23 protein-coding genes are annotated in these 26596 nt (G+C 71.3%); 7 read left to right on the top strand and 16 right to left on the bottom strand.

All coding sequences use genetic code 11. The annotated features are described in order from the left end of the window. Nucleotides 1–94: 94 nt before the first annotated feature. From K7G59_RS27815 to K7G59_RS27825, 3 genes are all read right to left on the bottom strand, one after another. Nucleotides 95–1129, bottom strand: a complete 1035-nt coding sequence (locus tag K7G59_RS27815) for an ABC transporter permease (RefSeq protein ID WP_225838929.1) — start codon at nucleotides 1127–1129, stop codon at nucleotides 95–97. Nucleotides 1130–1692: 563 nt separating this feature from the next. After that, nucleotides 1693–3600 carry a translational GTPase TypA gene (gene typA, locus K7G59_RS27820; protein WP_225838931.1) on the bottom strand — a complete coding sequence of 636 codons (1908 nt, stop codon included), beginning with the start codon at nucleotides 3598–3600 and terminating at the stop codon, nucleotides 1693–1695. Between the two features lie 168 nt (nucleotides 3601–3768). Next, complete coding sequence (locus K7G59_RS27825; RefSeq protein ID WP_225838933.1) at nucleotides 3769–5994, bottom strand: ABC transporter family substrate-binding protein; 2226 nt, start codon at nucleotides 5992–5994, stop codon at nucleotides 3769–3771. Nucleotides 5995–6282: 288 nt separating this feature from the next. Here K7G59_RS27825 and K7G59_RS27830 point away from each other — a divergent pair, with 288 nt between their 5' ends. Genes K7G59_RS27830 through K7G59_RS27845 form a run of 4 tightly spaced genes read left to right on the top strand, consistent with a single transcriptional unit; the run spans nucleotide 6283 to nucleotide 10146 of the window. After that, nucleotides 6283–6573: a hypothetical protein gene (locus K7G59_RS27830; protein WP_225838935.1), complete on the top strand. Its 291-nt coding sequence runs from the start codon at nucleotides 6283–6285 to the stop codon at nucleotides 6571–6573. A 19-nt stretch (nucleotides 6574–6592) separates the two neighbouring features. Further along, nucleotides 6593–7414, top strand: coding sequence for a hypothetical protein (locus tag K7G59_RS27835; protein ID WP_225838936.1), 822 nt, complete (start codon nucleotides 6593–6595; stop codon nucleotides 7412–7414). A gap of 33 nt (nucleotides 7415–7447) precedes the next feature. After that, nucleotides 7448–9379, top strand: a complete 1932-nt coding sequence (locus K7G59_RS27840; RefSeq protein ID WP_225838938.1) for a fumarate reductase/succinate dehydrogenase flavoprotein subunit — start codon at nucleotides 7448–7450, stop codon at nucleotides 9377–9379. Continuing rightward, a complete protein-coding gene (locus tag K7G59_RS27845) occupies nucleotides 9376–10146 on the top strand; it encodes a succinate dehydrogenase/fumarate reductase iron-sulfur subunit (RefSeq protein ID WP_225838940.1) in 771 nt (256 codons plus the stop codon). Before K7G59_RS27840 ends, K7G59_RS27845 begins: the two co-directional genes overlap by 4 nt. Here the strand turns inward: K7G59_RS27845 and K7G59_RS27850 are convergent. After that, the gene (locus K7G59_RS27850) at nucleotides 10127–10441 is read right to left on the bottom strand and encodes a hypothetical protein (RefSeq protein WP_225838942.1); all 315 of its coding nucleotides are present in this window, start codon (nucleotides 10439–10441) and stop codon (nucleotides 10127–10129) included. The two genes, K7G59_RS27845 and K7G59_RS27850, sit on opposite strands and share 20 nt — an antisense overlap. Nucleotides 10442–10474: 33 nt before the next feature. Then, nucleotides 10475–11758, bottom strand: a complete 1284-nt coding sequence (locus tag K7G59_RS27855) for a glycosyl hydrolase family 18 protein (RefSeq protein WP_225838943.1) — start codon at nucleotides 11756–11758, stop codon at nucleotides 10475–10477. Between the two features lie 88 nt (nucleotides 11759–11846). Between K7G59_RS27855 and K7G59_RS27860 the strand changes: the two genes are divergently transcribed. Next, nucleotides 11847–13406, top strand: coding sequence for a hypothetical protein (locus tag K7G59_RS27860; RefSeq protein ID WP_225838945.1), 1560 nt, complete (start codon nucleotides 11847–11849; stop codon nucleotides 13404–13406). An 89-nt stretch (nucleotides 13407–13495) separates the two neighbouring features. On the opposite strand, the gene K7G59_RS27865 is transcribed toward K7G59_RS27860, so the two are convergent. The 6 genes from K7G59_RS27865 to K7G59_RS27890 all read right to left on the bottom strand — a co-directional run bounded on the left by K7G59_RS27865 (nucleotide 13496) and on the right by K7G59_RS27890 (nucleotide 19586). Continuing rightward, nucleotides 13496–16084 carry a SpoIIE family protein phosphatase gene (locus K7G59_RS27865; protein ID WP_225838947.1) on the bottom strand — a complete coding sequence of 863 codons (2589 nt, stop codon included), beginning with the start codon at nucleotides 16082–16084 and terminating at the stop codon, nucleotides 13496–13498. 323 nt (nucleotides 16085–16407) lie between these two features. Further along, nucleotides 16408–16836 carry an ATP-binding protein gene (locus K7G59_RS27870; protein WP_225838948.1) on the bottom strand — a complete coding sequence of 143 codons (429 nt, stop codon included), beginning with the start codon at nucleotides 16834–16836 and terminating at the stop codon, nucleotides 16408–16410. 760 nt (nucleotides 16837–17596) lie between these two features. Continuing rightward, the gene (locus K7G59_RS27875) at nucleotides 17597–17992 is read right to left on the bottom strand and encodes an NUDIX domain-containing protein (RefSeq protein ID WP_225838950.1); all 396 of its coding nucleotides are present in this window, start codon (nucleotides 17990–17992) and stop codon (nucleotides 17597–17599) included. Nucleotides 17993–18039: 47 nt separating this feature from the next. Then, on the bottom strand, nucleotides 18040–18177 hold the full coding sequence (locus tag K7G59_RS27880) for a hypothetical protein (RefSeq protein WP_225838951.1): 138 nt from the start codon (nucleotides 18175–18177) through the stop codon (nucleotides 18040–18042). A gap of 69 nt (nucleotides 18178–18246) precedes the next feature. Next, complete coding sequence (locus K7G59_RS27885; RefSeq protein ID WP_225838953.1) at nucleotides 18247–18438, bottom strand: SPOR domain-containing protein; 192 nt, start codon at nucleotides 18436–18438, stop codon at nucleotides 18247–18249. 395 nt (nucleotides 18439–18833) lie between these two features. After that, nucleotides 18834–19586: a GntR family transcriptional regulator gene (locus K7G59_RS27890; protein WP_225838955.1), complete on the bottom strand. Its 753-nt coding sequence runs from the start codon at nucleotides 19584–19586 to the stop codon at nucleotides 18834–18836. 293 nt (nucleotides 19587–19879) lie between these two features. On the opposite strand from K7G59_RS27890, the gene K7G59_RS27895 reads away from it, so the two are divergent. Both K7G59_RS27895 and K7G59_RS27900 read left to right on the top strand, forming a co-directional pair. Continuing rightward, nucleotides 19880–21406 (top strand): class I adenylate-forming enzyme family protein, encoded by a 1527-nt coding sequence (locus K7G59_RS27895; protein ID WP_225838957.1) that lies wholly within the window; start codon nucleotides 19880–19882, stop codon nucleotides 21404–21406. A 45-nt stretch (nucleotides 21407–21451) separates the two neighbouring features. Beyond that, on the top strand, nucleotides 21452–22702 hold the full coding sequence (locus K7G59_RS27900; RefSeq protein WP_225838959.1) for a 3-deoxy-7-phosphoheptulonate synthase: 1251 nt from the start codon (nucleotides 21452–21454) through the stop codon (nucleotides 22700–22702). A 131-nt stretch (nucleotides 22703–22833) separates the two neighbouring features. Here the strand turns inward: K7G59_RS27900 and K7G59_RS27905 are convergent, their stop codons facing one another. Genes K7G59_RS27905 through paaA form a run of 5 tightly spaced genes read right to left on the bottom strand, consistent with a single transcriptional unit; the run spans nucleotide 22834 to nucleotide 26578 of the window. Beyond that, nucleotides 22834–23967 (bottom strand): 2Fe-2S iron-sulfur cluster-binding protein, encoded by a 1134-nt coding sequence (locus tag K7G59_RS27905; protein ID WP_225838961.1) that lies wholly within the window; start codon nucleotides 23965–23967, stop codon nucleotides 22834–22836. A 23-nt stretch (nucleotides 23968–23990) separates the two neighbouring features. Further along, on the bottom strand, nucleotides 23991–24488 hold the full coding sequence (gene paaD, locus K7G59_RS27910) for a 1,2-phenylacetyl-CoA epoxidase subunit PaaD (RefSeq protein WP_374114290.1): 498 nt from the start codon (nucleotides 24486–24488) through the stop codon (nucleotides 23991–23993). Next, a complete protein-coding gene (paaC, locus tag K7G59_RS27915) occupies nucleotides 24485–25264 on the bottom strand; it encodes a 1,2-phenylacetyl-CoA epoxidase subunit PaaC (protein WP_225838962.1) in 780 nt (259 codons plus the stop codon). Before paaC ends, paaD begins: the two co-directional genes overlap by 4 nt. Further along, nucleotides 25254–25556 carry a 1,2-phenylacetyl-CoA epoxidase subunit PaaB gene (paaB, locus tag K7G59_RS27920; protein ID WP_225838964.1) on the bottom strand — a complete coding sequence of 101 codons (303 nt, stop codon included), beginning with the start codon at nucleotides 25554–25556 and terminating at the stop codon, nucleotides 25254–25256. Before paaB ends, paaC begins: the two co-directional genes overlap by 11 nt. Next, the gene (paaA, locus tag K7G59_RS27925; RefSeq protein ID WP_308295098.1) at nucleotides 25553–26578 is read right to left on the bottom strand and encodes a 1,2-phenylacetyl-CoA epoxidase subunit PaaA; all 1026 of its coding nucleotides are present in this window, start codon (nucleotides 26576–26578) and stop codon (nucleotides 25553–25555) included. Before paaA ends, paaB begins: the two co-directional genes overlap by 4 nt. Nucleotides 26579–26596: the final 18 nt, after the last annotated feature.

Raw genomic sequence — 26596 nt, forward strand, 5'->3', positions numbered from 1 at the left:
ATCTGTGTGTCACCAGTGCGACGAAGTGTCACCAGTGCGGAGTAACTGCTTGCTGTGACCGTGCAGTTGATGTGCGAGTGTTTGAGAGTGCTGGTCAGCGCGCGGTCTTGGGGTCGAAGGCGTCTCTGACCGAGTCCCCGAGCAGGTTGAACGCGACGATGAAGATGATCATCGAGATGCCGGGGAAGAACATGTAGGTGATGTCGTTGCGCATCACCAGCTCCGTGGACGCCTTCGCGAACATCTGTCCCCAGTCCGGGGTCGGTTCGACGATGCCCACGCCCAGGTAGGACAGGCCGGCCTCGGCGGTGACGAAGCCGGGCAGCAGATACGTCGCCTGCACCAGCAGCGGTGTGACGACGTTGGGCAGGATCTCCTTGCGGATGATCCGCCACGAGGAGGCGCCGCTCACCTTGGCCGCCTCGATGAACTCCCGCTCACGCAGGGAGAGTGCGGTGCCGCGCAGGATGCGGCCGAGTCCCATCCAGCCCAGGAACCACTGGACGAGGATCAGCGCGACCACCCGGACGTACGTGGGCGTCTCGTCGCGCGGGCTGACGAAGAGTGAGACCACGACCGGCATGCTCGCGATGAAGAACAGCTGGGCCGGGAAGGCCAGCAGGAAGTCGATGACCCGCCCGATGGCGTAGTCGGCCTTGCCGCCGAGGTACCCGGCCGCGACACCGAGCAGGATGCCGGTGACCACCACCGCTATGGTGACGGCGACCGAGATCATCAGCGAGGTGCGGATGCCGTACAGCAGCTTGGTGAAGACGTCGTAGCCGTTGCCCGGTTCGAGGCCGAACCAGAAGTCGCCGCTGATGCCACCGTTGGGCTTCACCGGCACGCCGGCGCTGTCGAAGAGTTCGGGCCGTTCGTCCGCGTACACCGTGTACGGGTCCTTGCCGTACAGCTTGGCGATGAGCGGGGCCAGCAGGCCGATCAGGAAGAAGAAGCCCACGACGTAGGCCGAGATCACGCCCGTGCGGTCGCGCTTGAAGCGCAGCCACATCAGCTGGCCGGGTGAACGGCCTTCGAGCTTGACGGTGTCGTCCGTCGTCTTCGGCTCTGGTTCACCGCCGACGACGACTGACGCCCCGCCGCCCTCAATGTCGATAGGACTTGTCACGGTTCGTCCGTTTCGCAGGTATGAGTGTGAGAGGTACCCGGATACTCCGAGGACGTGCGAAACCCCTGGAGGACGCGCGTAGTACTACGCCCGGTTCACACTGCTGGAAGCGACGGACTGACCCACCTGGTGCTCGTGACACCGCGCATGGGGGTTCCTCCTCATGACTTCACGTGTTCACCAACAGGAGAGGGCTTACGTCTTCCCTCCGACACCCCTGACGGAAGGTCAGACACCCCCTGTTGCTCGTGAGTCGGCGCGCTGTCCCCACAGCGCGAGACCCATTGACCCGAGCGCTACGCGGCTAACTATCTGCCATGAGCCAGGTGGCGACCACCGTTCTAAAATCTCAATTCAGTCACAGCTGGCATGGAGAGCTTCCAAAAAATGGACAAACGGTTCGGCGGGAGAAGCCGCGAAACGGACGTGTTACATGGGTATCGGGCGAGCTTCTCCGCATTTCGGACACCACGGACGTGCGGGGGCCGGAAAATGGGTTGCAAAAAACCCGGGCGCCCCCACTCTTGGGGACACCCGGGTTCGGGTCGGCCGGACCGGCCGGATCAGCCGTGCTTGGCGCGGCTCGCGGCGCGGGCCCGCTCACGCTGGTCGAGGTTGACCTTGCGGATGCGAACGGCCTCCGGAGTCACCTCGACGCACTCGTCGTCACGGCAGAACTCCAGCGACTGCTCCAGCGACAGCTTGCGCGGCGGGACGATCGACTCGGCCACGTCGGCAGTCGAGGACCGCATGTTGGTGAGCTTCTTCTCCTTGGTGATGTTGACGTCCATGTCGTCGGAGCGGGAGTTCTCACCGACGATCATGCCCTCGTACACCTCGGTGCCCGGCTCCACGAAGAGCACGCCGCGCTCCTGAAGGTTCGTCATCGCGAACGCGGTGACGGCACCGGCGCGGTCGGCGACCAGCGAGCCGTTGTTACGGGTCTGCAGCGCGCCGAACCAGGGCTCGTGGCCCTCGTGGATGGAGTGGCCGATGCCCGTGCCGCGGGTCTGGGTCAGGAACTCGGTGCGGAAGCCGATCAGGCCGCGGGACGGCACCACGAACTCCATGCGGACCCAGCCCGAGCCGTGGTTGGACATGTTGTCCATGCGGCCCTTGCGGACACCCATGAGCTGCGTGACGGCGCCCATGTGCTCCTCGGGCACGTCGATCGTCATGCGCTCGACCGGCTCGTAGACCTTGCCGTCCACGTCCTTGGTGACCACCTGCGGCTTGCCGACGGTCAGCTCGTAGCCTTCCCGGCGCATGGTCTCGACCAGGATGGCCAGCGCCAGCTCACCACGGCCCTGCACCTCCCAGGCGTCCGGACGCTCGGTCTCCAGCACGCGCAGCGAGACGTTACCGATCAGCTCGCGGTCCAGGCGGTCCTTGACCTGGCGGGCGGTGACCTTGCGGTCCTTCACGGCCGACTTCGCGTCGGCGCCCTTGCCGGTGCCGCCACGGCCGACCAGCGGCGAGGTGTTCGTACCGATGACCATGGAGATCGCCGGCTCGTCCACCGTGATCAGCGGCAGCGCGACCGGGTTCTCCGGGTCGGCCAGGGTCTCGCCGATCATGATGTCCGGGATACCGGCGACCGCGCAGATGTCACCCGGGCCGGCCTTCTCGGCGGGCTTGCGGGTGAGCGCCTCGGTCATCATCAGCTCGGAGATGCGGACGTTGCTGATGCTGCCGTCGCGCTTGATCCACGCGACCGTCTGGCCCTTGCGCAGCTCGCCCTGCTCCACGCGCAGCAGCGCGATACGGCCGAGGAAGTTGTCGGCGTCCAGGTTGGTGACGTGGGCCTGGAGCGGCGCGTCCTCGTCGTACGTGGGGGCCGGGATGTGCTCCAGGATCGTGGAGAAGAACGGCTCCAGGCTGTCGCTGTCGGACGGGACCGTGCCGTTGTCCGGCTTGGTCAGCGAGGCGATGCCGTCACGACCGCAGGCGTAGACGATCGGGAACTCGATCTGCTCCTCGTCGGCGTCCAGGTCGAGGAAGAGGTCGTAGGTCTCGTTGACGACCTCGTCGATGCGGGAGTCCGGGCGGTCCGTCTTGTTGATGCACAGGATGACGGGCAGGCGCTGCTGGAGCGCCTTGCGCAGCACGAAGCGGGTCTGCGGCAGCGGGCCCTCGGAGGCGTCCACCAGCAGCACGACACCGTCGACCATCGACAGGCCACGCTCGACCTCACCGCCGAAGTCGGCGTGGCCGGGGGTGTCGATGATGTTGATCGTGATCGGTTCCCCGCCGTCCTTCGGGTGGTACTTGACCGCCGTGTTCTTGGCGAGGATCGTGATGCCCTTCTCACGCTCCAGGTCGTTCGAGTCCATGACGCGGTCGTCGACCTGGTCGAGCTGGTGGGCGGCGAAGGCACCGGCCTGCTTCAGCATGCCGTCGACGATGGTGGTCTTGCCGTGGTCGACGTGGGCGACGATGGCGACGTTGCGGATGTCGTGGCGCGTGGCCATATTGCGGCGTACTCCCGGAGTGGTGAGAAGGACCCTGCTGGGTACGTCCGTGTGACGCGGGTCCTGCCGGGCTTGACATGCCACGGCCTCACCCCATGTTACGTGGCCTCGGGAGAGTCGGCCTCCCCAGGTCCGTTTGCGCACGTCAAAGGCGTGCGGACCCGGGCTTCAGCCCTTCTTGGGACTGCGCGGCACCTTCGCGCCCTTCTTCAGGTAGCCCATGTCCTCGTAGATCGGCGTCTGGAAGCCGAAGGCACCGGCGTTGACCAGGTTCCGGCGGACGCCGACCAGCTGCGGACGCTGGTAGAGCGGGATCGAGCCGGCGGCGGCCCAGATCCGGGCGTCGGCCTGGCGGAGCAGGTCGCGTGACTCGTCCTCGTCCAGCGCGGCGGCGGCCTGGTCGAAGAGCTGGTCCACCTGGTCGGTGCCGACCCGGGTGTAGTTCTGCCCGATGTTCACCGAGCCGTCGGCGGCCGGGACCGGCTTGGCGTAGAGGGGCCGGGCGTCGGTGGCCGGGAAGGCGGAGGCCGGCCAGGAGTACAGGGCGAGGTCGTAGTCGCCGGCGGCGATGTGGTCCTTGAAGTAGCTCTCGTCCGAGACCTTGGTGATCGTCGTGCTGATGCCGACCTTCTCCAGCATCGCCGTGATCCGCCCGGCGACGGTGTCCAGTGTCTGCGAGCCGGGGCCGGAGGGCAGCACGAAGCGCAGGGTGAGCGCCTTGCCGTCCTTGGCGAGCGGACCGGTCTTCGCGCCGGCCGGTGCGGCCGTGCCCTTGGGTGCGTACGCGCCGGGAGCACCGCCGCCCCGGCCCTCCTGGGCGAGGTGCCTGCCACCCTCGTCGCCCTTGTTGCGCCTGTCCTCGGCCGGCTCGTGCCGCCTTTCCCTTTCGTCGCCGCTCTTGTCGTCGCCGCTCTTGTCGTCGCCGCTCTTGTCGTCGCCGCTCTTGTTGTCCTCGCCGACGATGTACTGGCCGTCCTTGCCGCCCTGGGAGGGCTTCTCCTGGTCCTTCTCGGGGCCGGCCGCCTTCTCCCCCTTCTTCAGCGGCTGGGTGACGGGCCCGCCCACCACCCAACCGGCGTCGGCGAGCAGCGCCTGCGCCTCCTTGGTGTCCTGGCTGCCGAGGGCGCCGCTGCCGTCGGTGTAGTCGTCCTGCCCGGACAGAGCGAGGTGACTGCCGACCGGGACGGCGGGCAGGCCCAGCGGGGTGAGGACCAGCCTGGCCAGTTGCCTGCGGTTCAGGGCCCGGGCGACGGCCCGCCGCACGCGCTCGTCGGTCAGGGGGCCGGAGGAGCCGTTGAGGGCCAGCTGGGTGTAGGCGGGCTCCAACGACTTGCGGACCTCGATGTCGCGCAGCGCCTGCTGCTGCTCCAGGTACCGGCTGATGGCCTTGGCCAGCTTCTTCCGGCCGACGTGGACCTCGTCGGAGGCGAAGCCGTGCGCCAGCGCCCAGCCCCGCAGTTTCTTGGCGGAGGTCTTCCCGCCGCCCTGCAGCGGGGTGCCGGCGCCCTTCGAGCGGCCGGCGGCGCCGATCCGCTCGGCGTCGACGGGGTCGATCTCGGCGAGGTCCACGCCGCCGTCGGCGAGAGCGGCGGCCCGCTTGTCGCGGGGCACGGCGTGCAGCACGATCTGGTCCAGCTTGGCGGGCCGGCCCCACCAGCGCGGGTTGCGGGCGAGGACGACGTCCTTGCCGACGGTGTCGACCTTCTCCACCCGGAACGGCCCGGCGGTCACCTTCAGCTTGCGCCGGGCGCCGTCGTTGAAGGCGTCCGGGGTGCCCATGACCTCCTTCGGGTACAGCGGGGAGAACAGCGACCTCCAGTCGGCGTAGGGGCGGCTGAAGGTGACCCGGACCTGGAGGTCGTCGGCGCCGCGCTCGATCTTGGCGATGCGGTCGTAACCGGCGTTGCGGGCGGTCCAGTAGGAGCTGTTCCTGCCGGACAGGGCACGCCACTGGGCGACGAAGTCGGCGGCGCCGATCTCCCGGCCGTCGCTCCACACCGCCTGCTGGTTCAGCTTGTACAGCACGACCTGCCGCGGCTCGGTCTCGATGACCTTCGCCGACTCCAGATAGGCGGGGTTCGGTACCGGCCGGCCGCTCGCGTCGAGCCGGAACATCGACGGCAGCACGGCCTGGGCGACGCGGGTGGTGCCCCCGTCGGCGTCGGCCTGGAAGACGTTCAGGGTCTCCGGCAGGGCGTCCACGGCCCACTTCAGGGTGCCGCCGTCGGCGACCTCGGCGCGGGTGACGGCTGCGATGTCCTGCGGGGCGAGGGGGGTGCTGGTCTTGTCGTCCGAGCCACAGCCGGCGAGGAAGGGCACCGCGAGCGCGCCCGCGGTGAGGAAGGCGACCGAGCGCATCACCGCGCGCGAGCTGACGCCGTCGTGGTGGGACATCTCTGCTACCTCCGGGAAGCCGCGGGCGTTATGATCACTTTTGGCGGTATATGGAGCTGATCACATCTATGCGGCCACTGAAGAGGAAACGATCCTGGAACACCGGGCGACACGGCGACGACGGGCGGCAAGCCCACCCGTGCGGCGCAACACACACGGAAGGAGCACCGACACGCCTGCGCCAATCGCTGCACATGCCTTCACATCGGCAGGTGTGACGCGCAACACTCGCAGGCGCATGAACGTCGCCGCCGGGGCCCGCAGGACCCAGGGAAGTGAGGTCACGTCATGTCCGTGCACGACGACATCACCGCTGTCCAGCGCTGCCTCGACGACCTTCAGCGGTCGTTGGGACGCCTGGAACAGCACCTCGGCACCATCGGCCTGGACATGCGCCGGGTCCGGATGGACGCCGCCCATCTGAGTGAAAGTGTGGCGCTGCTGCGCGACGCGGCCTCCACGCCGGACGCAGCGCGCCGTCCCGACCTCGTCACCATCTCCGACACGCCGTACGACATCAGCCTGTGGACGGACACGGACGACGAGGGTCTCGGCGCCCGCGACCGCCACGCCCCCTGATCGGGAAGCGGAGCATCCCTTGGCCACTGGTACGGAACGTCAACAGAGCCGCGGCGGCGTACGCACCGGTACGCGCGCCGCGATCGCCGCCCCGCATCTGCGGACCGACCGCTGGTGGCTGGCGCCCGCCGCCACCGCGGCCGGGCTGTTCGCCTTCGTCGTGTACTCGACCTGGCGGGCCTTCGCGAACACGGACTACTACGCGCCGCCGTACGTCTCGCCGTTCTACTCACCGTGCCTGGCGCACAACTGCCGGCCGATGCACGGCGGCCCCAACGCCGATCTGTTCGGAAGCTGGTGGGGACTGTCCCCCGCGATCATCATCCTGGTCTTCCCGCTCGGCTTCCGCCTGACCTGCTACTACTACCGCAAGGCCTACTACCGCGGCTTCTGGGCGTCCCCGCCCGCCTGCGCGGTGGCCGAGCCGCACCGGACGTACACCGGCGAGACCCGTTTCCCGCTGATCCTGCAGAACATCCACCGGTACTTCTTCTACGCAGCCGTGCTCGTCGCCGGCGTGCTGACCTACGACACCGTGCTGTCCTTCCGGGACACGCACGACCGCTGGGGCCATATGGGCCTCGGCAGCCTCGTCTTCCTCGTCAACATCGTGCTGATCTGGGCGTACACCGTCTCCTGCCACTCCTGCCGGCACATCGTCGGCGGCAAGCTGCGGCACTTCTCCAAGCACCCCGTGCGCTACCGGGCGTGGCAGTTCGTCGGCAGGCTCAACGCCCGCCACATGCTGCTCGCCTGGACGTCGCTGGTGAGCGTGGCGCTCGCCGACTTCTACGTGTACCTCGTCGCGTCCGGCGTCTTCGACGATCCGCGCTTCTTCTAGTGATCTGGTGATCTAGCGAGTAGGGACTGACTGATGTCCGTGGTCGACCGGCAGGAGTGGGACGTCGTCGTGGTCGGTGCCGGGGGCGCCGGGCTACGGGCCGCGATCGAGGCGCGTGAGCGGGGCTGCCGTACGGCGGTGATCTGCAAGTCGCTGTTCGGCAAGGCGCACACGGTGATGGCCGAGGGCGGCATCGCGGCGGCCATGGCCAACGTCAACGAGCACGACAACTGGCAGGTCCACTTCCGCGACACCATGCGCGGCGGCAAATTCCTGAACCAGTGGCGGATGGCCGAGCTGCACGCCCAGGAGGCCCCGGACCGGGTGTGGGAGCTGGAGACCTGGGGTGCGCTGTTCGACCGGACGAAGGACGGCCGGATCTCGCAGCGCAATTTCGGCGGCCACGAGTACCCGCGGCTGGCCCATGTCGGCGACCGTACGGGCCTGGAGCTGATCCGCACCCTCCAGCAGAAGATCGTCGCCCTCCAGCAGGAGGACTTCGAGGAGACCGGGGACTACGAGTCGCGGCTGAAGGTCTTCCAGGAGTGCACGGTCACCCGGATCCTGAAGGACGCGGAGCGCGTGTCGGGGATCTTCGCCTACGACCGCGAGACCGGCCGCTTCTTCGTCCTCGAGGCCCCCGCGGTGGTCGTCGCGACCGGCGGCATCGGGAAGTCCTTCAAGGTCACCTCGAACTCCTGGGAGTACACCGGTGACGGCCACGCCCTCGCCCTGCTCGCGGGGGCACCGCTGCTGAACATGGAGTTCGTGCAGTTCCATCCGACGGGCATGGTGTGGCCGCCGTCCGTCAAAGGCATCCTCGTCACCGAGTCCGTGCGCGGGGACGGCGGGGTGCTGAGGAACTCCGAGGGCAAGCGGTTCATGTTCGACTACGTCCCGGACGTCTTCAAGGAGAAGTACGCGGAGTCCGAGGAGGAGGGCGACCGCTGGTACGACGACCCGGACAACAACCGGCGCCCGCCGGAGCTGCTCCCCCGCGACGAGGTGGCCCGCGCGATCAACGCCGAGGTGAAGGCGGGCCGCGGCTCCCCGCACGGCGGGGTCTTCCTGGACGTCTCCACCCGTATGCCCGCCGAGGTCATCCGGCGCCGCCTGCCGTCCATGTACCACCAGTTCAAGGAGCTGGCGGACGTCGACATCACCGCGGAGGCGATGGAGGTCGGGCCGACCTGCCACTACGTGATGGGCGGCATCGCGGTCGACTCCGAGTCGGCCGCCGCCCGTGGGGTGCCGGGGCTGTTCGCGGCCGGTGAGGTGGCCGGCGGCATGCACGGCTCCAACCGGCTCGGCGGCAATTCGCTCTCCGACCTGCTGGTCTTCGGGCGCCGGGCGGGCTGGCACGCGGCCGAGTACGCCGCGGGCCTCGCCGGTGACCGCCCGGTCGTCGACGACGCCCAGGTCAACAGGGCTTCCGCGGAGGCGCTGCGGCCGTTCTCCGCCGAGTCGGAGGGCGAGGCGGGGGCACCGGAGAACCCGTACACCCTGCACCAGGAACTCCAGCAGACCATGAACGACCTCGTCGGCATCATCCGCCGCGAGGGCGAGATGGAGCAGGCGCTGCAGAAGCTGGCCGAGCTGCGGGTGCGGGCCCGCCGGATGGGTGTCGAGGGGCACCGGCAGTTCAACCCCGGCTGGCACCTCGCCCTGGATCTGCGGAACATGCTGCTGGTCAGCGAGTGCGTGGCGCGGGCCGCGCTGGAGCGCACCGAGTCGCGCGGCGGCCACACCCGCGAGGACCGGCCGGCGATGGACCGCGCCTGGCGCAACGTGAACATCCTGTGCGCGCTCGCCGACCCCACCGGGGAACTGGCGGCCACCGACCCCGCCCGGGGCCGGATCCGCCTCTCCCGCGAGACCACCGAACCCGTCCGCCCCGACCTGCTCGCCCTCTTCGAGAAGGAGGAGCTGGTCAAGTACTTCACCGAAGAGGAGCTGTACGAGTGAGCAGCTACGAGGCCCGCTTCAAGGTGTGGCGGGGTGATGTGGAGGGCGGCGGCCTGACGGACTTCACGGTCGAGGTCCACGACGGCGAGGTGGTGCTCGACATCATCCACCGTCTCCAGGCCACGCAGGCGCCGGACCTGGCCGTGCGCTGGAACTGCAAGGCGGGAAAGTGCGGTTCGTGCTCGGCGGAGATCAACGGCCGTCCACGGCTGCTGTGCATGACCCGCATGTCGGTCTTCGACCGCGCCGAGACGATCACGGTGACTCCCCTGCGCGGCTTCCCGGTGATCCGCGACCTGGTGACGGACGTCGGCTTCAACTACCGCAAGGCCAGGGAGGTTCCGGCGTTCGTCCCGCCGGCGGGCGTCGGCCTTGGCGAGTACCGGATGTTCCAGGAGGACGTGGAGCGCTCGCAGGAGTTCCGCAAGTGCATCGAGTGCTTCCTGTGCCAGGACACCTGCCATGTGGTCCGCGACCACGAGGAGAACAAGGCGGCGTTCGCGGGCCCGCGTTTCCTGATGCGGATCGCGGAGCTCGACATGCATCCGCTGGACGCCGCCGCCGATACCGGCCTGGACCGCGCCCGCACCGCCCAGGACGACCACGGTCTCGGCTACTGCAACATCACCAAGTGCTGCACCGAGGTCTGCCCGGAGGGCATCCGGATCACCGACAACGCCCTGATCCCCATGAAGGAGGCGGTGGTCGACCGCAAGTACGACCCGCTGGTGTGGCTCGGCTCGAAGATCAGGAGGCGGACTTCGTAGCGCCGGTCCGCGGGGTGCGGCCGGGGCGCTGGGCGAGCATCTGGACGCCCAGGCCCGCCATGAACATGAGCCAGCCGATGAGCGGCAGCGCATCGAACCTGTGGGGGATCGTCCCGAGAAACATCCACAGGGAGATACCCACCGCGCCGGCCAGCTGGCCGTACCCCCACAGCCTCGGCCGCAGGACCCGGTGCCGGCCCAACGGGATCACCCAGCCGGTCGTGACGGCCGCGAGGCCGAACCCCGCCATGAGTGCCACGATCAGCACACTCGCGACGATCATGAGCATGTGCATGGCGGTTAGCATCTCACGGTGTCTGTCCCGGTACTACCGCTGCACCCAGTCCTTCTGGTAAGCGGACCAGTCGCCCTGTGTCGCCGCGAAATCGACGTACAGGGCGACGCCGAAGCGGGCGCGATCGGCGTCCGTGCGGGACAGGCCCAGGCGGACGCCGCGTACGGCGGCCGGGACGGTCTCCGCGCTCGCCCAGTGGCCGGCGTTGTCCGTGTGGTAGAAGGGCAGGCCCATGAGGAGGTCGGTGCCGGACGGGGTGACCTCCAGGGCGAGGCTGGTCTGCTGCGCGACGTAGCCGCCGTACAGGCTCTGCAGCGGTTGCGCGGTGTCGTAGGACATCACGGCGATCTGGTCCACGCGGCGGGCCACCTGCCCGAAGTACGCCTGCGACCACCACTTGGGATGGCCGGTGGTCACGCCCCAGAAGGAGTGGAGAGCGGGCAGCGGGTCGATCTGGTGGGCGGCGACGGAGAGGACGGCGTGCCGGGCGCGGGTGAGGGCGCGCAGGTCGTCGAGGAGGGCGAGGTAGTCGCGGTCGCCGGAGTGGAGGGGCTCCAGGTCGAAGTGGACGCCCTGGAAGCCGGTGGCGAGGATCTCGCTGGTCGAGGCCAGGACGGCGGCACGGGTGGCGGGGCGGTCCAGCCGCATGCCGACGGGCCCCTCACTGGCCAGCTTGTCGCCGAGCCAGGCCTGGACGCGGACGCGGGGCGCTGCGTCGTGCAGGGCCGCTGTCAGCCAACGGGCCCTGGGGTACGCGGACCTGGGCAGGGTGCCGTCGTGTTCCAGGGGGCCGGCGTGGACGTACAGGTCCCGGATGCCGGTGTCCCTCAGGCGTTGGGCCAGGGCGGTGACGTCCGCACCGGTCTTGCGGCCGTCGACCCAGGCGTGGCCGAGCCAGAGGGCGTCCCGGTGGCGGGTGCGGGTGCCGGGGGCGGGAGTGCCGGTGTAGTTGACGCGGAGGGCTGTTTCCGCGGCGAGGAGGGGAAGGAGGAGGAGCAGAGCGGTGACCAAGAGGGCACGGCGGGCGCGGCGGGCGCGGCGGGCACTGCGGGCACTGCGGGCACTGCGGGCGCGGCGGGAACGTTTCGCCTCGGCTTGGCCATCGGCCTGCGTGCCGCCACCCGCACGGCCGGCGGCTTCCGGCCCGTTCCGCCCGACGGACGGTTCCGCTGCCTCGCATCCGGTACCGCCCGCGCTCCCGTCCCCCGGCTCACCTCCGGCGCCGCCCACGGTCTTCTCCCCGGCACCGCCTCCCGGCCCGTCCGCGGACCGGTCCTCGGTGTCGGCCCCGCTCTCGCGTGCCGTGCCGTCGTCCATTGCCGCCCCCTGTTCCGCGGTTCCGTTCGTCCCCCGGCTGTATCCGCACCGCTCGCGGAGCCGCCGACCTGCCCATACGCTCCGAAAGGTGACCTCCTCCCTGATCCGGGGCCGAGCCCGGCATGCCAAGGGGAACATACGGGTGCGCGTGGCGCATGCCGTGCTGGGTGTCGTGGTGGGGGCCGGGTGGCTGGTGTTGCCGGTGATGACGGCCGGGGGCGATGATCCGGTTCCGGTGGCCCCCGCAGGGGGTGTCGCGAGTGCCGCCGCCCCACGGCAGGACGGGACGTCCGGTGCCGACCTGATCATGCCGCTCGTCGCGGTCGGCGCGGCCGGGGTGCTCGCCGGGTACGGGTACCTGCGGCGCACCCGGCGGGCCCGGACCCGGACGACCCCGGCCACGGTGTCCGTACAACCGCCCGTGCCCGCGCCCGCCGAGTCGGAGCGGCAGGCGCGGGCCGCGCTGGTCCTGGCAGACGACTGCGTGCGCACCAGCCGGGAGGAACTGTCGTTCGTGTCCAGGCGGTTCGGGCCGCCGGAGACCGAACCGTTCGAGCGCGCCGTGCGGGCCGCGCAGACCGAGCTGACGGCGGCGTTCGCGATCTGGCGGCGCTACGAGGAGGGGGTGCCCGAGGACCCGGCGGCCCGACGGCAGGCGTTGGTGGGGGTGGCCGGGCGGTGCGCGGAGGCGGGCCGGCGGCTGGACGCGGCGGCGCCGGACCTGGACGGGCTGCGCGGGCTGGAGCGGGGCGTGGGCGAGGCGCTGGAGGTGGCCGAGGCACGCTTCCGGGAGCTGACGGCGCGGACGGCGACGGCCCATGTCACGCTCGCGGGTCTGCACGACCGGTACACGCCCCTGGCCGTCGGGTCGGTCACCGGATACGTCGAACAGGCCAAGGACCGGCTGGTGTTCGCCACCAGCCACCTCAACCAGGCCCGCCAGGCCGACGACGCGGAGGACGCCGCGCGGGCGGCCCGGCAGCTGCGTGCCGCCGAGGGGGCCGTCGCCCAGGCCGGGATCCTGGTGGGCGGGGTGGAACGGCTGCGCGGCCGGCTGGGGCAGGCCGCCGCGCTGGTCCCGGCCGCGCTGACCGGCGCCGAGGCGCGGATCGCGGCGGCCCGCACGGGGCAGGTGCGCTCGCTCGCCGCCGGTGAGCTGCACGCCCGCCTCGCCCACGCCGACGGTGTGCTGGCCGCCGTGCGCGATGAGCTGACGAAGGGGGCGTACGACCCGCTGGACGCGCTGCGCCGGATCGCGCGGGCGGTCGCGCGGCTGGAGGTGGGGCTGCCGGGCGTGCTGGACACGGCCGAGCTGCTCGTGGCACGCGAGGCCGTCGACGGGGCCGAGGACTTCGTCGCCGTGCACCGGGGGGCGGTGGGCGCACAGGCGCGGGCGCGGCTCGCGGAGGCGGTACGGGCGCTCGGCTCGGGGGACGTCCAACGGGCGGACCGGGTGGCCCGGCAGGCCCGGGAGCTGGCCGAGCGGGACGTACGGGCGCACGGCAATCCGTACGCCGGCACGGACAGCGAGGCCGCCGGGCTCGCCGGTGCGATCCTCGGCGGAGTCCTCCTGGCCGAGGAACCGGACGCCGGCCCCCCGACGAGCTTCGGCGGCCCGGAGACAAGGGCACGCCGCCGGCTCGGCTAGCCCCGTGCCGCCGCCGACTCGGCTAGCCCCGTGCCGCTGCCGAGATCGAACGCCCTCGGATCAGGCACCGCGGCCCGGCAACGGACGTGTCAGAAGAGGCTCAGCAGGGCCTCCGTGGGGTCGGTGAGGGTCTGGTCCGTGCCGGGCAGCGGGAGTTCGAACCACACCGTCTTGCCGCGCGGCGTCCTGCGGGAGCCCCATGCCGCACTGAGCAGCCCGACCAACTGCAGCCCACGGCCGCCCTCGTCGGTGTCGCGGGCTCGCCGGCGACGGGGCTGGACCAGGCCGGAGTCCCAGACCTCGCAGACCAGGGTGCGGTCCAGCAGGAGCCGGAGCCTGATGTCTCCCTCGCCGTACCGCAGCGCGTTCGTCACCAGCTCACTGACCAGGAGTTCCGTCGTGTCGACCAGCGACTCCAGATCCCAGCCGAGCAGCTGCGCGCGGGTGTACTCCCGGGCGCGGCCCACGCTGCGCGGCTCGCGCGGCAGCGTCCAGTCGCCGACGGACTCGGCGGGCAGGCCCTGAACGCGGGCCATCAGCAGGGCGATGTCGTCCTCACCGTGGTGGGTGTCGAGGGTGTTGAGGACGTGGTCGCAGACGTCCTCCAGCGGACGGGCGGGGTCGGTGAGAGCGCCGACGAACGCCTGGAGTCCCTCGTCCAGGGGGTGGTCGCGGGACTCGACCAGGCCGTCCGTGTAGAGGGCCAGGAGGGCGCCCTCGGGGAGTTCGACCTCGACCTCCTCGAAGGGTTCCCCGCCGACACCGAGGGGCATGCCGGGCGGCACGTCGAGCATCAGGGCAGGCTCGCCCGGTTCCACCAGTACGGGGGGAAGGTGGCCGGCGTTGGCGAACGTGCAGCGTCTGGTGACCGAGTCGTAGACCGCGTAGACGCAGGTGGCGAGGTAGACCTCGGAGAGGTCTGCGGCGCGGGGCTGGCGGGCGGTGCGGGTGGCCTGCTGGACGCCGCCGGGGGTACCGAGTCCGCGGGCGATCTCGTCCAGCGCGGAGAGGACTTCGGCGGGTTCGAGGTCCAGCAGGGCCAGGGTGCGTACCGCCGTACGCAGTTCACCCATGGCCACCGCGGCCCGCAGCCCGCGGCCCATGACGTCGCCCACCACCAACGCCGTACGGTGCCCCGGGAGTTCGATGACGTCGAACCAGTCGCCGCCCACCTCGGTGGCCGCGTTGCCGGGCAGGTAGCGGCAGGCGATGTCCAGGCCGGAGGCCTCGGGGTCGCCGGGCGGGAGCAGGGACCGTTGCAGTATCAGGGCGCGTTCGTGTTCGCGCCGGTACAGCCGGGCGTTGTCGATGCAGACGGCGGCACGTGCCGCCAGTTCGACGGCGAGGTCCCGGTCGCGGTCGCCGAACGGCTCGCTGCCCTTGGTCCGCGCGAACCGGGCGAGGCCCACGACGGTGTCGTGGGCGACCATCGGCACGGCCAGCGTGGACTGCACGAGGCCGCCCTCCTCGGCGGGCACGTGCTTCGGGCGGGCGGTGCGCAGGGCTTCCGCGCAGGGCGAGTTGAACGGGAAGTGGTGGACCGCGCCGACCGCGACGGGCTGGACGCTGCTCTGGAGGGGCACGTCGGCGACGGCGCTGGCGAAGGCGACGCGGCGCACCGCGGCACTGCCGTCGGCGAGGCCCGGCGGGGTCTCGTCGCCGGCGAGCAGCCCCTGGTAGAGGTCGACGGTGGCCAGGTCGCAGAAGCCGGGGACGACCACGTCGAGGAGTTCGCGGGCCGTGGTCTCCAGGTCCAGGGAGTTGCCGATGCGGGCGCCGGCCTCGTTGAGCAGGGCGAGGTTGCGGCGGGCGGCGGCTGCCTCGCGGGCGGCGGCGCGACGGGCGGTGATGTCGGTGCCGAGCCAGGCGACGCCGATGGGCCGACCGCTGCCGCTGTTCACGCGGTAGAGGTTGACGGACCAGTGCCGCCGCTCCTCGGAGCCCGGTACGAAACCCGTGATGTGCATGTCGGTGATGGAGTTGCCGGTCTCCAGCACTCGTCGCAGCGTGGCCGAAACCCGTTCCGCCTCGCCGCGCGCGAGATAGTCGTGAACTCCCCTGCCCCGGTGGTCGTCCGGGGTACCGCCGAAGATGGAGGCGAACCGCATGTTGGCGCGGCGGACTCTGAGATCGGGGTCGATCAGCAGAAATCCGAAAGGTGACTGGCCGAAAATCGCCTGCGAGGCGGCCAGGTCGGTCTCGATGCTGCGCAGGGTGCGGACGTCGACGACGATGCAGACGGCGGCCTTCTCGCCCTCGGCGGTCCGGGTGGGCATGACGTAGACCTCGGCGAGCCCCTCCTCGCCGCGTGTCCCGTCGGGCTCGTCCGGCATCCGGAAGGGGACCACTCCGGTCCACTCCCGCCCGTCGAGGATCTCCGCCATCTTGCGCTGGCCGCGCTCGCGCAGATCGGGGTCGACGAACACCTCTATGGGGTCCATGCCGACGGCACGTTCGGCGGGGATGCCGAAGATCTGCTCGGCGCGCAGCGACCACTGGTCGACCAGGCCGCCGGGTCCGATGGAGAAGGAGGCGACCTTGATGTAGTCGTAGATCGAGCCGGGCGGACTGCTCTGCCACATCGCGTCGCCGGGTGCCGCGGCGGCCTGGTCGGCCTGGTTCCTCGCGCCGTCCGACGGGTCCTCGGACTCCGTGGCCTTCGCTGGTATCCCGCTCACGCGAACCGTCCCCTCCAGCTCACCGCGTCCGGCACCGGTCACCGAATGGCGGCTGCCCGCAGTATCCAGCACTACGGCGCCGCACGACACGGTGTTCACGATCACAGCTCGGTCCAGGTTCTTTTCGGACCGCCGCATGGCAACACTTCCAGACTTCTAACCAGGGAACACGCCCTCGAATCACGTACTCCGGCATGGAGCGAGTGCGCGGGCCGCTCGATGGACGGCAGGGCCGCCGCTGTACACCCGTCGTGCCCCCGTATGCCCCCACCCTGCCTCCGTCTCACCCCCCGACACCCGTTACCTCGGCAGCCGTTGCCGGATCAGTGGGGGACCGCCAGTTCGAACCAGACGGTCTTTCCGGTCACGCCGGGCCTGGTGCCCCAGCGGCGCGAGGAGCCGGCGACGAGCTGCAGGCCGCGTCCGTGCTCGTCCTCGAGGCGGGCGGCGCGTTCGTGCGGGAGGTCCGGGAGCGGGTCGGAGACCTCCACGAGCAGCGGGTCACCGAGCCCGGCCGGGCGCACCAGCCGTACGCCGATGGGGCCGGCGGCGTACCGCAGGGAGTTGGTGACCAGCTCGCTGACCAGCAGTGTGGTGAGGTCGGAGACGCAGTCGAGGTCCCAGCCGTGCAGTTGGCCGCGGACCGCAGCCCGAGCGGTGCGCACGGCGCCGGGTTCCGCGGGAAAGACCCACTCGGCGCGGTCGCCTTCGGTGTCGATCACGCCGATCACTTCCCAGGACAGCGAACCCACCCCACGTCCGGTTTCGTGGGGTTAATGGGCACATACCCGATATTCCGGTTGTATTACCGCGCTGGGGTGTGCAGGAGGGCGCACTGTGGCACGAACGGCGTACGACACGCACGCCCCGCGGCCGGGCCGGGCGGCCCGTTCGGCGCACTCCCCCGTTCGCCCGGTGTGCCCCCGGCTCTGTCGGCGTGGTCCCGCGCCGGGTCGTCCGGGCGATCTCGCGGACCGCCGGGACGTCCGGGCCGGGCCAGGGCATCTCCCGGAGCCGGTCGGGGGCGATGCACGGGGCGCAGCTCACCGGACTCCGCCTCGGCGCCGACTCTCGGAACACTCTGTGCTGTCGGTCCGCTACTCCACATGCGCGGGTGCCGACCACCGGTCGGACAGTTCTGCGGGCGACGGAGTCTCGTCCCGGACCGCCCAGGCGCGTCGCCGTCCCGGCGCGGCATCGGTCACCGGGTCGAGGAGGGCCGGCCCGCACGCACCCGCCGAGCGGCTTGGGCCTTGCTCATCTGACGGTCGGTCATGACCGTCACCAGCGCCCGACAGGCCGTCACCACAGGGGCGTGGGCGCTCCCGCCCACTCGCGCCATGTCCCTCGGCACGGCCGCCACGGCTGACTCGGCCGGCGGCCCGGCAGGGACGGCATGATCTGCCGCATGCCCTCCGCGAGCCCGGACGGGATCTGCGTCATCCGCCGTGCGGGAAACCCCACGGAGAGCCGGAGGGCCGTTCCCAGGGCACGGTGATGTGTTCAGGCGACTCAGACGAGCACGCCGTCGGCCTTCAGGTCGTCGAAGAGCATCTGGTCGACCGGCGGCACCAGGTCCCGGTCGGCGTACGAGAACCAGGCCATCTCCTCGATCTCGCTGCTCGGCGTCAGGTCTCCCTGGTACTCGGCGGTGTAGCAGGCCATCCGCACCACTGTGCCGTCCGGGAGCCCGGGATCCCCTGCCTCGTACGTCCCCGCGTGGACGACCGTCTTCGGATCCAGCAGGACCGTCAGCTCCTCCTCGACCTCGCGCACCAGGGTCTCCAGGTCGCTCTCGACCCCCTCCCTCTTGCCGCCCGGGACGTAGAAGACGTCCTTTCCGCGCGGACGTGCGCACAGGATCCGGCCGCCCTCGATCCGCACCCAGGCCACCGTGTCGATCAGCACCGGCTGAGCCCTCTTCCCTCTCGCCCCGAACCTGGCCGGGAACGACCCTATCCGGGCAGGAGGACCAGGCAGGAGTCGAGTCCGTCCGGCCGGCTCGGGGGGCGCGCCGCGGCGCGCGGCGAGCAGGCGGCCACGTCGGGCAGGGCGGGCAGGGCGGCTCCGACCACCACGATCCGTTCGGTCATGAGGCGGAGCCCTACGGGTGCGCACAGGAGGTCAGTTCTGGGCGCGGTCCCCTTCCCCGTTCCGGCAGCTCAGGTACGCGTGCCGTCGCCGTTCTGGCCGATGCGCTCGACCCAGTAGACCTGCTTGTGGCCGCGGTCGTCGAGGCTGTCGGCGATCTTCTGGGCCTCTGCCCGTGTCGCGTACCGGCCGACGCGGTATCGATTGCCGTTGTCGTCCTGCCGTATGACGATCCAGGGCAGCGCGACCGTGCCCTCACTCATGGCTCTCACCGCCCCTGTCGCTTCGTTTGACACCGCCCCACCTGCTTCCCCTCCCGGTTCCGCGCAGTGCGCCACCCAAGGAAACCGCAATCCGCATATGCCCGAGCGTACGCCCTACCTTCACGCAGCGAACTCGGCTTTTCACAAAGAGGTACGCAACCAGCCAGAACACCAGGGGCGCACGATGCCGAACACGCCCCGGTGCATGACGCCGCCCACGGTCCGGAGCATGCCGGGCACACCGGGAGTCACCTGCGAGAACGGCCGGATTGCAACGGCGCCCGGACCGGACAGCAGGCCGCACGACCGGGGTACGCGCCGCACGGGTGTGCGCTACCTCACGCGGAGCGGGCGATGCCTCGCGCGGGCGTGCGCTCCTTCGCCAGGAACGTGCGCTATTTCACCGGCAGGTGGTACGCGACCCGGTAACGGTCGGCCGGGATCACCACGTCGGCGGTCTCCACCGGGCGGCCCGAGGCGTAGTACGTGCGCTGGACGACCATGACCACATGGCCGGGGACGCCGCCCAGGAGGTGCAGTTCCTCGGCGAGGCCGGGGCGGGCGCCGACCTCCTCGGTGACGTTGTCCACGATGACATCGATGGCCCGCATGCGCTCGACCACGCCCATACCGCCGAGCGGGCCCTCCTCGGGCAGCATCACGGGGGTGCGGCCGGTCACGGCGAGGGGCTCCCAGGAGGTCGAGAGCATCATCGGCTCGCCGGACTCGCGGAAGAAGTACTTGGTGCGCATGACCCGGTCGCCGGGCTGGATCGCGAGCCGCTCGGCGATGGCGGCGCCGGCCTCGGTCTGCTCGCTGCTGGACTCCCAGGTGCCACGCGCCGAGTCATCTGCCTGCTCCTGCCGGAAAGGCGTGGCCCCCCCGGCCGGACGGTACCCGGAGCGGGCGACCCGCCGGGGCACGGGCAGCTCGCGCACGTACGTCCCCGAGCCGGAGCGGCCCTCGACCAGCCCTTCGGCCATCAGCACCTTGCGGGCCTCCAGCGCGACCGTGTCCGAGACGCCGTACTCCTCGCGGATGCGGGCCTGGGAGGGCAGGCGGGTGTGGGGCGGCAGTGAGCCGTCGACGATCTTCTTGCGGAGATCACCCGCGACACGCAGGTAGGCCGGCTGCTCACCGAAAGTCACTGGCCACTCCCATCGGTTTGTACAGACAGCAACAGACTGGCAACCGCGGGTTCTGCCGTGCAAGCAAAGGCCAGAGAATCACTCGATGTGATGACGGGGCGCCGGGGAAGGCTCTGCCCAGGCACTCTCTCCCCGCCCCGCGCTCAGGCCATGCGGACGCGTTCCCCATGAATTTCGCTCCCGATGGAGTGCGGCGGCTCTCCGGGGTCTCTGTTTCGGGTGGAGGCCCTGGACTCCACGCAACGGACACCCTCGCAACGGACCTAACGCAACCGGATAGGGAGAGCAACAGCATGTGGCTGACTCAGCTGCTGGAGCGCAACCGGCAGTGCTTCGGCGACCGGGTGGCGCTGGCCGACGCCCGGCGGTCGCTCACCTGGGCGGAACTGGCCCACCGGGCCGAGGCGCTGTCGGTGACCCTGGGTGCCCTGGGCGTGCGGCACGGCGACCGGGTCGCGGTGCTCTCGCGCGACCGGGTCGAGGTGCTGGAGACCTACTTCGCGCTCGGCCGGATCGGCGCCCTGTTCGTGCCGGTCGACCCCGCCCTGGTGCCCGGTGAGGTCGCCGAGATCACGGAGCACGCCAAGGTCGCCGGGATCATCGGCGAGAGCGAACTCCTCGAACGGCTCGACACCGCACCCGGCACGGCCGGCCCCGACGCGCCCTGGCGGCTCTCCTTCGATGACTCCCGCCACCGGGACGCCGCCACCACGAGCCCCGCCGCGGCCCCCGCCTCGGCCGGCGAGGAGCCCGTCGTGCGGGCGGACGACCCGGTGGCCGTCCTGTACACCTCGGCGACGGCGGGGCACCCCAAGGGCGTCGTCGTGGACCACCGTTCGGTCAAGGACATCGCGCTCGGCTGGCTGGCGGTGGCCGCGCCGCCCGCGGAGGCCGTACTGGTCACCTGCTGCCCGCTGTTCCACGGGACGGTGGTGCTGACCCTCGCCCACCTCGCGGCCGGGACGACGGTGGTGATCCCTGGTTCGGACGCCCCGCCCAAGGACATCGTGGCGAGCGCCCAGCAGCACCGGGCCACCCACCTGTGGCTGGTGCCGGAGACGCTGCGCGCCCTGCTGGACCACCTCGGCACACACGAGGACGCCGCCCTGCCGGACTCGCTCACCGAGGTCCTCTACGGAGCCGCCCCCATGCCGGTCGGACTGTACGCGGCAGCCGCCCGCACGCTCGGCTGCGGCTTCCGCCAGGTGTACGGGCTGACCGAGGCCGGCGGCCCGTTCGTCACCCTGGCGCCCGCCGAACACCCGGACCCGCACGGCGACCTGCCCGACGCGCTGCCGGTCGGCCGGGTGATCCCCGGCATGTCGGTGCGCATCGCGGACGACGCGGGACGGCCGCTGCCGACCGGCGAGCGCGGCGAGATCCTGGTGCGCGGCGACGGCCGGATGCGCGGCTACTGGCGCGACCCCGCCGCCACCGACGAGGCACTGGTCACGGGCTGGCTGCGCACCGGCGACATCGGCCACCTCGACGAGACCGGCTGCCTGCACCTGCTCGACCGGAAGACGGACCTGATCATCCGGAACGGGCGCAACGTCTACCCGGCCGAGATCGAGCGTGTGCTGCGCCGGCACCCCGCCGTCGCGGACACGGCCGTGGTCGGTGTCGCCGACCCGGTGGAAGGGGAGGTCCCCCTGGCCCTGGTCGTCCTGGCACCCGGCGCGCAGGTCTCCCGCGACGACATCATGAGCCATCTGGCCGCCCGGACGGCGGCGTACAAGACGCCGAAGGACGTGCAGATCGTCGAGACCCTGCCGCGCAACTCCGCGGGGAAGGTGCAGAAGAGGCTCATCACCGCCTGAGTTCGAGCCGGCCTGAATTCGTATTCACCTGGAGGCCCTTCCGTCATGCACGCCGCCCCGCTGCTCGCGCCGAGGCGCCAACCGCTGTGGACACCCGCGGACTGGCGCCGCCGTCCGGCCACGCAGATGCCCGACTGGCCGGACGCGCAGCTGCTCCGCAGAGTCCGCGCCCGGCTTGCCGCCGCCGCCCCGCTCGTGGCGCCGCACGAGGTCCTCGACCTGCGGCGGCTGCTGTCGCGGGCCGCCCACGCCGACGCCTTCGTCATCCAGCTCGGCGACTGCGCCGAGACCTTCGACACGCCCGAGTTCGCCGGGACGGCCGCTCGGGTGCACCTGCTGCACAGCGCGGCCCGCACCGTCGAGCGGGCGCTGCACCGCCCGGCGATCCCCATCGGTCGGATCGCCGGTCAGTACGCCAAGCCGCGCTCCTCCCCCACCGAGAAGGTCGGCGACCTCGTACTGCCCTCTTTCCGCGGGCACTTGGTGAACGACCCGGCGCCCGATCCCGCGGCCCGCGTCCCCGACGCCATGCGCCTGCTCCAGGGCCACCGGCATGCCAGTGACGTACTCGGCCTGCTGCGGGAGCTGGCGGCTTCGGGCATGGCCATGCCGGGAACGCTGGCCAGTAGCGCGCCCGCCGTCTGGACGAGCCACGAGGCGCTGGTGCTCGACTACGAGGAACCGTTCGTGCGCCGCGACCCCGCCACCGGCCTGTGGTGCCTGACGTCGACCCATCTGCCGTGGATCGGCGCGCGCACCTGCGACCCGGACGGCGCGCATGTGCGCTTCCTGTCGGGCGTGGCCAACCCGGTCGGGGTGAAGGTCGGCCCGGACACCGACCCGGAGCAGCTGGCCGCACTGTGCGCCCGGCTCGACCCGGGGCACCAGCCCGGCCGGCTGGTGCTGATCTCCCGTATGGGCGCCGAGCGGGTGCGTACGGTGCTCCCGCCGCTCGTGGCGGCGGTGGCGCGGCTCGGGCATCCGGTGGTGTGGGTGTGCGACCCGGTGCACGGGAACACCTTCACCAGCGCCACGGGGCACAAGACCCGGCACACCGACACCATCGGCGAGGAGATCCGCGGGTTCTTCGCGGCGGTCCGGGAAGCCCGTGGCTGGCCGGGCGGCGTGCACCTGGAGGCCACCCACGCCGATGTGACCGAATGCCTCGGCGGTTGCCCCGCCGTGGCCGAGGGCGATCTGCCGCTGCGCTACGAGACCGCGTGCGACCCGCGCCTCAACGGCGCGCAGACCGCCCAGGTCATGGAGCTGGTGGCCGAGCTGTGCGGGGCGGGCTGAGCACGGTCCCGCGGATACGGGTGAGGGCCGTCGGACCCAGAAGGTCCGGCGGCCCTCACCCGTTCAGCCGTTCTTCAGCTGTTCAGCCTTTCAGCCGTGCAGCCAGTCCGGTCGTGTCGGCCGGTCACCGCTCAGGCGTCGAAGTCGAGTTCGACCTCCGTCGACACGGCCCGCGCACGGCAGGCCAGTGTGTAGCCGCGGTCCAGCTCCTCCTGGCCGAGAGCGTACTGGCGGTCCATCTGCACGCTGCCGCACACGACCTTGGCGCGGCAGGTGCCGCACAGGCCGTCCCGGCAGGAGTACGGCGTCTCCGGCCGGGCCCGCAGCACGGCGTCCAGGACCACGTTGTCCTCGGGTTCCATGGCGAACACGGTGGTCCGGCCGCTGAGCCGGGCGGTGATGCGCGCGTGGGCGGCCGGGGCGCTCCGGTCGACGGGCTCGGGGGCCTGCCTGCCGGGTTCGCCGTCGGTCGTGAAGAGTTCCAGGCGGATGCGGGAGGAGTCGGCGCCCCATTCCGCCAGGGTGCCCCGGACCCCCTCGACCAGACCCCAGGGCCCGCACAGGTAGAAGTACGTGCCGTCGTCGGGCTCGGCGCCGAGGAGTTCCAGCAGTCTCGGCAGCCGCTCGGTGTCGATGCGTCCCGAGAGCAGCGTGGCCCCCTGCGTCTCCTGGGAGAGGACGTTCAGGACGAAGAACCGGTCGACGTAGGCGTCCTTCAGATCGGCCAGTTCGTCGGCGAGCAGCACCGACATCGAGGTCTGGTTGGCGTACACCAGCGAGACCCGGCACGCCGGGTCCTCGCGCAGCGCCGCCGCCGCCATGCTCAGCAGCGGTGTGATGCCACTGCCGCCGGCGACGAGCACGTGGTGTGCGCCAGGGTGCTCGGCCAGCCGGAAGCCGCCGGTCGGCGGGCCGACCACGAGGGTGTCACCCGCGCCGAGCGAGGTCAGGGCGTACTCGCCGAAGCCGCCGTCCCCCAGACGCTTGACCACGATGCGCAGGCCGGCGTCGGGAGTCGGTGGCTGGGTGGGCGGGCTGCAGATCGAGTAGCTGCGGCGGATCTCCTTGCCGTCGGGGCCGCCGAGGAAGTGCCGGACCGTCAGGTGCTGGCCCGCCCGGTGGGCGAACGTGTCCGTCAGGTCCCTGGGCACGTCCAGGCTGATCGCGACGGCGTCGTCGGTGAGTTTGTCCACCGCCGTGACCCGCAGCTGGTGGAATCCCGTCGCACGGCGTGAGATCGTCGGGGTTTCGTTGCTGTCCTTCAATCGCCTGTCTCCATGCCGTGTCGTCACGTCGCTCTCATGTGCGCGAAGGTCTCGCGGCAGGCCGTGCACACCAGGATCGACTGGCACCGGGTCGCACCGAACGCACTCTGCGGGCGGGTCGCCGCGGAGCCGCAGTTCGGGCAGGGCACGCCGATCCCGATGCGGACAGGCAGGGGCGCGCCGGCCGGTCCCGGTGGCGCGATGCCGTTCTCGGCCAGCTTGCGCAGGCCGTCGGTGCTGATCCAGTCGGTGGTCCAGGCGGGCGAGAGCACCTGTCGCACCCGCCCGTCCGGATGCCCGCACCCGGCCAGCACGGCCCGGATCGAGCCGTGGATGGTCTCCATCGCCGGGCAGCCGGTGTACGTCGGCGTGATGGTGACCTCCACGACGCCGTCGTCCGCGAGTGCCACGTCCCGGATCACCCCCAGGTCGCCCAGGGAGATCAGTGGGAGTTCCGGGTCGGGAACCGCCTCGACAAGCCTTCTGACCTCGTCCACCGCGCTGCGGGTAGCCGTGGTCACCAGCTCGCTCCCGGGTACTGGCGGTGCACCGCCTGCAGCTCCGCCACCAGCGGGGCGAACGCCTCGGTGTGCAGCCCCTCCCGGCCGCCGCCCGCCCGCCAGCGGGGGGCGGGAACCGTCAGCCCCGCCTCGCTGAGCACGGCGCCCACGGACTCGTCCCACTCGGCGCGCAGCCGCGCCGGGTCGACACCGGTGCCGTCGCCGTCGAGCCGTCGTACCAGCTCGTCGCTGTCGAACAGCTCGGCCACGTACGGCCAGACCTGGTCGAGCCCCGCCTGCATCCGGCGGTGGCTCTCCTCGGTGCCGGCGCCCAGGCGGACGGCCCACTGCCCGGCGTGCAGACAGTGGTAGGCCACCTCCTTGGACGCCTTGGCGGCGAGCCCGGCGAGTACGGCGTCGGCCGACTCCTCCAGCGCGGTGTACAGCAGCCGGGTGTAGTGGGCGAAGACCAGCTGACGGGCGATGGACAGGCCGAAGTCGCCGTTCGGGATCTCCACCAGCAGGGCGTTGCGGAACTGCCGTTCGGTGCGGGTGTAGGCGAGGTCGTCCTCGCTGCGGCCCGTGCCGTCCAGCTCGCCCGCGTAGCCGAGCAGGGTGCGGGCGTGTCCGAGCAGGTCCAGGGCGATGTTGGCCATCGCCAGGTCCTCCTCGATGGTGGGTGCTCGGGTCACCCACTCGCACAGCCGCTGGCTGAGGATCAGCGCGTCGTCCCCGAGGCGCAGCGCGTACGCGGCGATGTCCGCTGCCGTCACCGCCTCTACGGCCTCAACTGTCATGGCCCCCCGCCTTGTTCAGGGCCACGTAGTGGTCCGGGTACCGGTACGGCTTGTCGGCCGCGTTGCTGAACAACGGGTCCTTCTCGTCCGGCGAGGACGCGCGTACGTCCTCGGAGCGCACCACCCAGATGGACACCAGGTCCCCGCGGCGGGTGTAGAGGTCGCGGGCGTTGGCGAGCGCCATGTCGGCGTCGGCGCCGTGGACGGAGCCCACGTGCTGGTGGGACAGGCCCCGACGCGGGCGGATGAACACCTCCCACGGTGCCTGTGATCTCGCCACCCGTCCGTTCATGGAGTGTGCCTCCTGTTTCTGTCTTCGTCCTGGTCTTCGTTCCCGCCGGGCGTCTCGTCCTGACGCAGGGAGTAGGCCTCCACGGCCTCGCGCACCCAGGCGCCGTTCTCATGGGCGGCCTTGCGGTGGGCCAGTCGCTGCTTGGCGCACTGCGAGTCGTCGGCGAGCACGTCGCGGAACTGCTGCCAGTCGATGGGGCTGAAGTCGTAGTGCCCGCGCTCCTCGTTCCAGCGGATCGCCGGGTCGGGCAGCGTCAGGCCGAGTTCCTCGGCCTGCGGCACGGCGTTGTCGACGAAGCGCTGGCGCAGTTCGTCGTTGGTGTGGCGCTTGATGCCCCAGGCGATCGAGCGCTGGCTCACCTGCGCCCCCATGGCGGCGGCGCGGGAGTCCTGGGCGCCGCCGGCCACGGTGTCCGGCGGACCGAACATCAGCGCCACGGCGGGCAGCCACCAGCGGTTGACGGCGTCCTGGGCCATCTGCTTCTGCTCGGCGGTGCCGCGGCACAGCGACCACAGCACGTCGTAGCCCTGCCGTACGTGGAAGGCCTCCTCCTGGCAGACACGCTGCATGGCGCGCGCGTACGGCCCGTAGGAGGTGCGGCACAGCGGCACCTGGTTGACGACGGCGGCGCCGTCCGTCAGCCAGGCGATCGCCCCGGTGTCGGCCCAGGTGAGGGCCGGGTGGTTGAAGGTCGCCGCGTACCGCTGGCGTCCGGAGTGCAGGGCGTCGAGCAGTTCGGCGCGGGTGACGCCGAGCGTCTCGACGGCCGAGTACAGGTAGAGCCCGTGCCCGGCCTCGTCCTGCACCTTGGCCAGCAGGCTGGCCTTGCGGTGCAGCGAAGGGGCCCGGGTGAGCCAGCCGCCCTCCGGCTGCATGCCGATGATCTCGGAGTGGGCGTGCTGCGCGAGCTGCCGGATGAGCATGCGCCGGTATCCGTCGGGCATCCAGTCCCGGGGTTCGACGCGCTCATCGGCGGCGAGGAGCGCCTCGAAGTGCTCGATCAGGCGCGCCTCGTCGTCCATGGTCGCGGTGGCCGAAGT

Source organism: Streptomyces sp. NK08204, from assembly GCF_020400585.1.
Lineage (GTDB): Bacteria > Actinomycetota > Actinomycetes > Streptomycetales > Streptomycetaceae > Streptomyces.

Coding starts and splice junctions, on each gene's coding strand:
- typA (WP_225838931.1), bottom strand. CDS start 3,600: ATGGCCACGCGCCACGACATCCGCAACGTCGCCATCGTCGCCCACGTC.
- K7G59_RS27825 (WP_225838933.1), bottom strand. CDS start 5,994: ATGTCCCACCACGACGGCGTCAGCTCGCGCGCGGTGATGCGCTCGGTC.
- K7G59_RS27830 (WP_225838935.1), top strand. CDS start 6,283: ATGTCCGTGCACGACGACATCACCGCTGTCCAGCGCTGCCTCGACGAC.
- K7G59_RS27840 (WP_225838938.1), top strand. CDS start 7,448: ATGTCCGTGGTCGACCGGCAGGAGTGGGACGTCGTCGTGGTCGGTGCC.
- K7G59_RS27850 (WP_225838942.1), bottom strand. CDS start 10,441: ATGCACATGCTCATGATCGTCGCGAGTGTGCTGATCGTGGCACTCATG.
- K7G59_RS27855 (WP_225838943.1), bottom strand. CDS start 11,758: ATGGACGACGGCACGGCACGCGAGAGCGGGGCCGACACCGAGGACCGG.
- K7G59_RS27880 (WP_225838951.1), bottom strand. CDS start 18,177: ATGACCGAACGGATCGTGGTGGTCGGAGCCGCCCTGCCCGCCCTGCCC.
- K7G59_RS27885 (WP_225838953.1), bottom strand. CDS start 18,438: ATGAGTGAGGGCACGGTCGCGCTGCCCTGGATCGTCATACGGCAGGAC.
- K7G59_RS27895 (WP_225838957.1), top strand. CDS start 19,880: ATGTGGCTGACTCAGCTGCTGGAGCGCAACCGGCAGTGCTTCGGCGAC.
- K7G59_RS27900 (WP_225838959.1), top strand. CDS start 21,452: ATGCACGCCGCCCCGCTGCTCGCGCCGAGGCGCCAACCGCTGTGGACA.
- paaC (WP_225838962.1), bottom strand. CDS start 25,264: ATGACAGTTGAGGCCGTAGAGGCGGTGACGGCAGCGGACATCGCCGCG.
- paaB (WP_225838964.1), bottom strand. CDS start 25,556: ATGAACGGACGGGTGGCGAGATCACAGGCACCGTGGGAGGTGTTCATC.
- paaA (WP_308295098.1), bottom strand. CDS start 26,578: ATGGACGACGAGGCGCGCCTGATCGAGCACTTCGAGGCGCTCCTCGCC.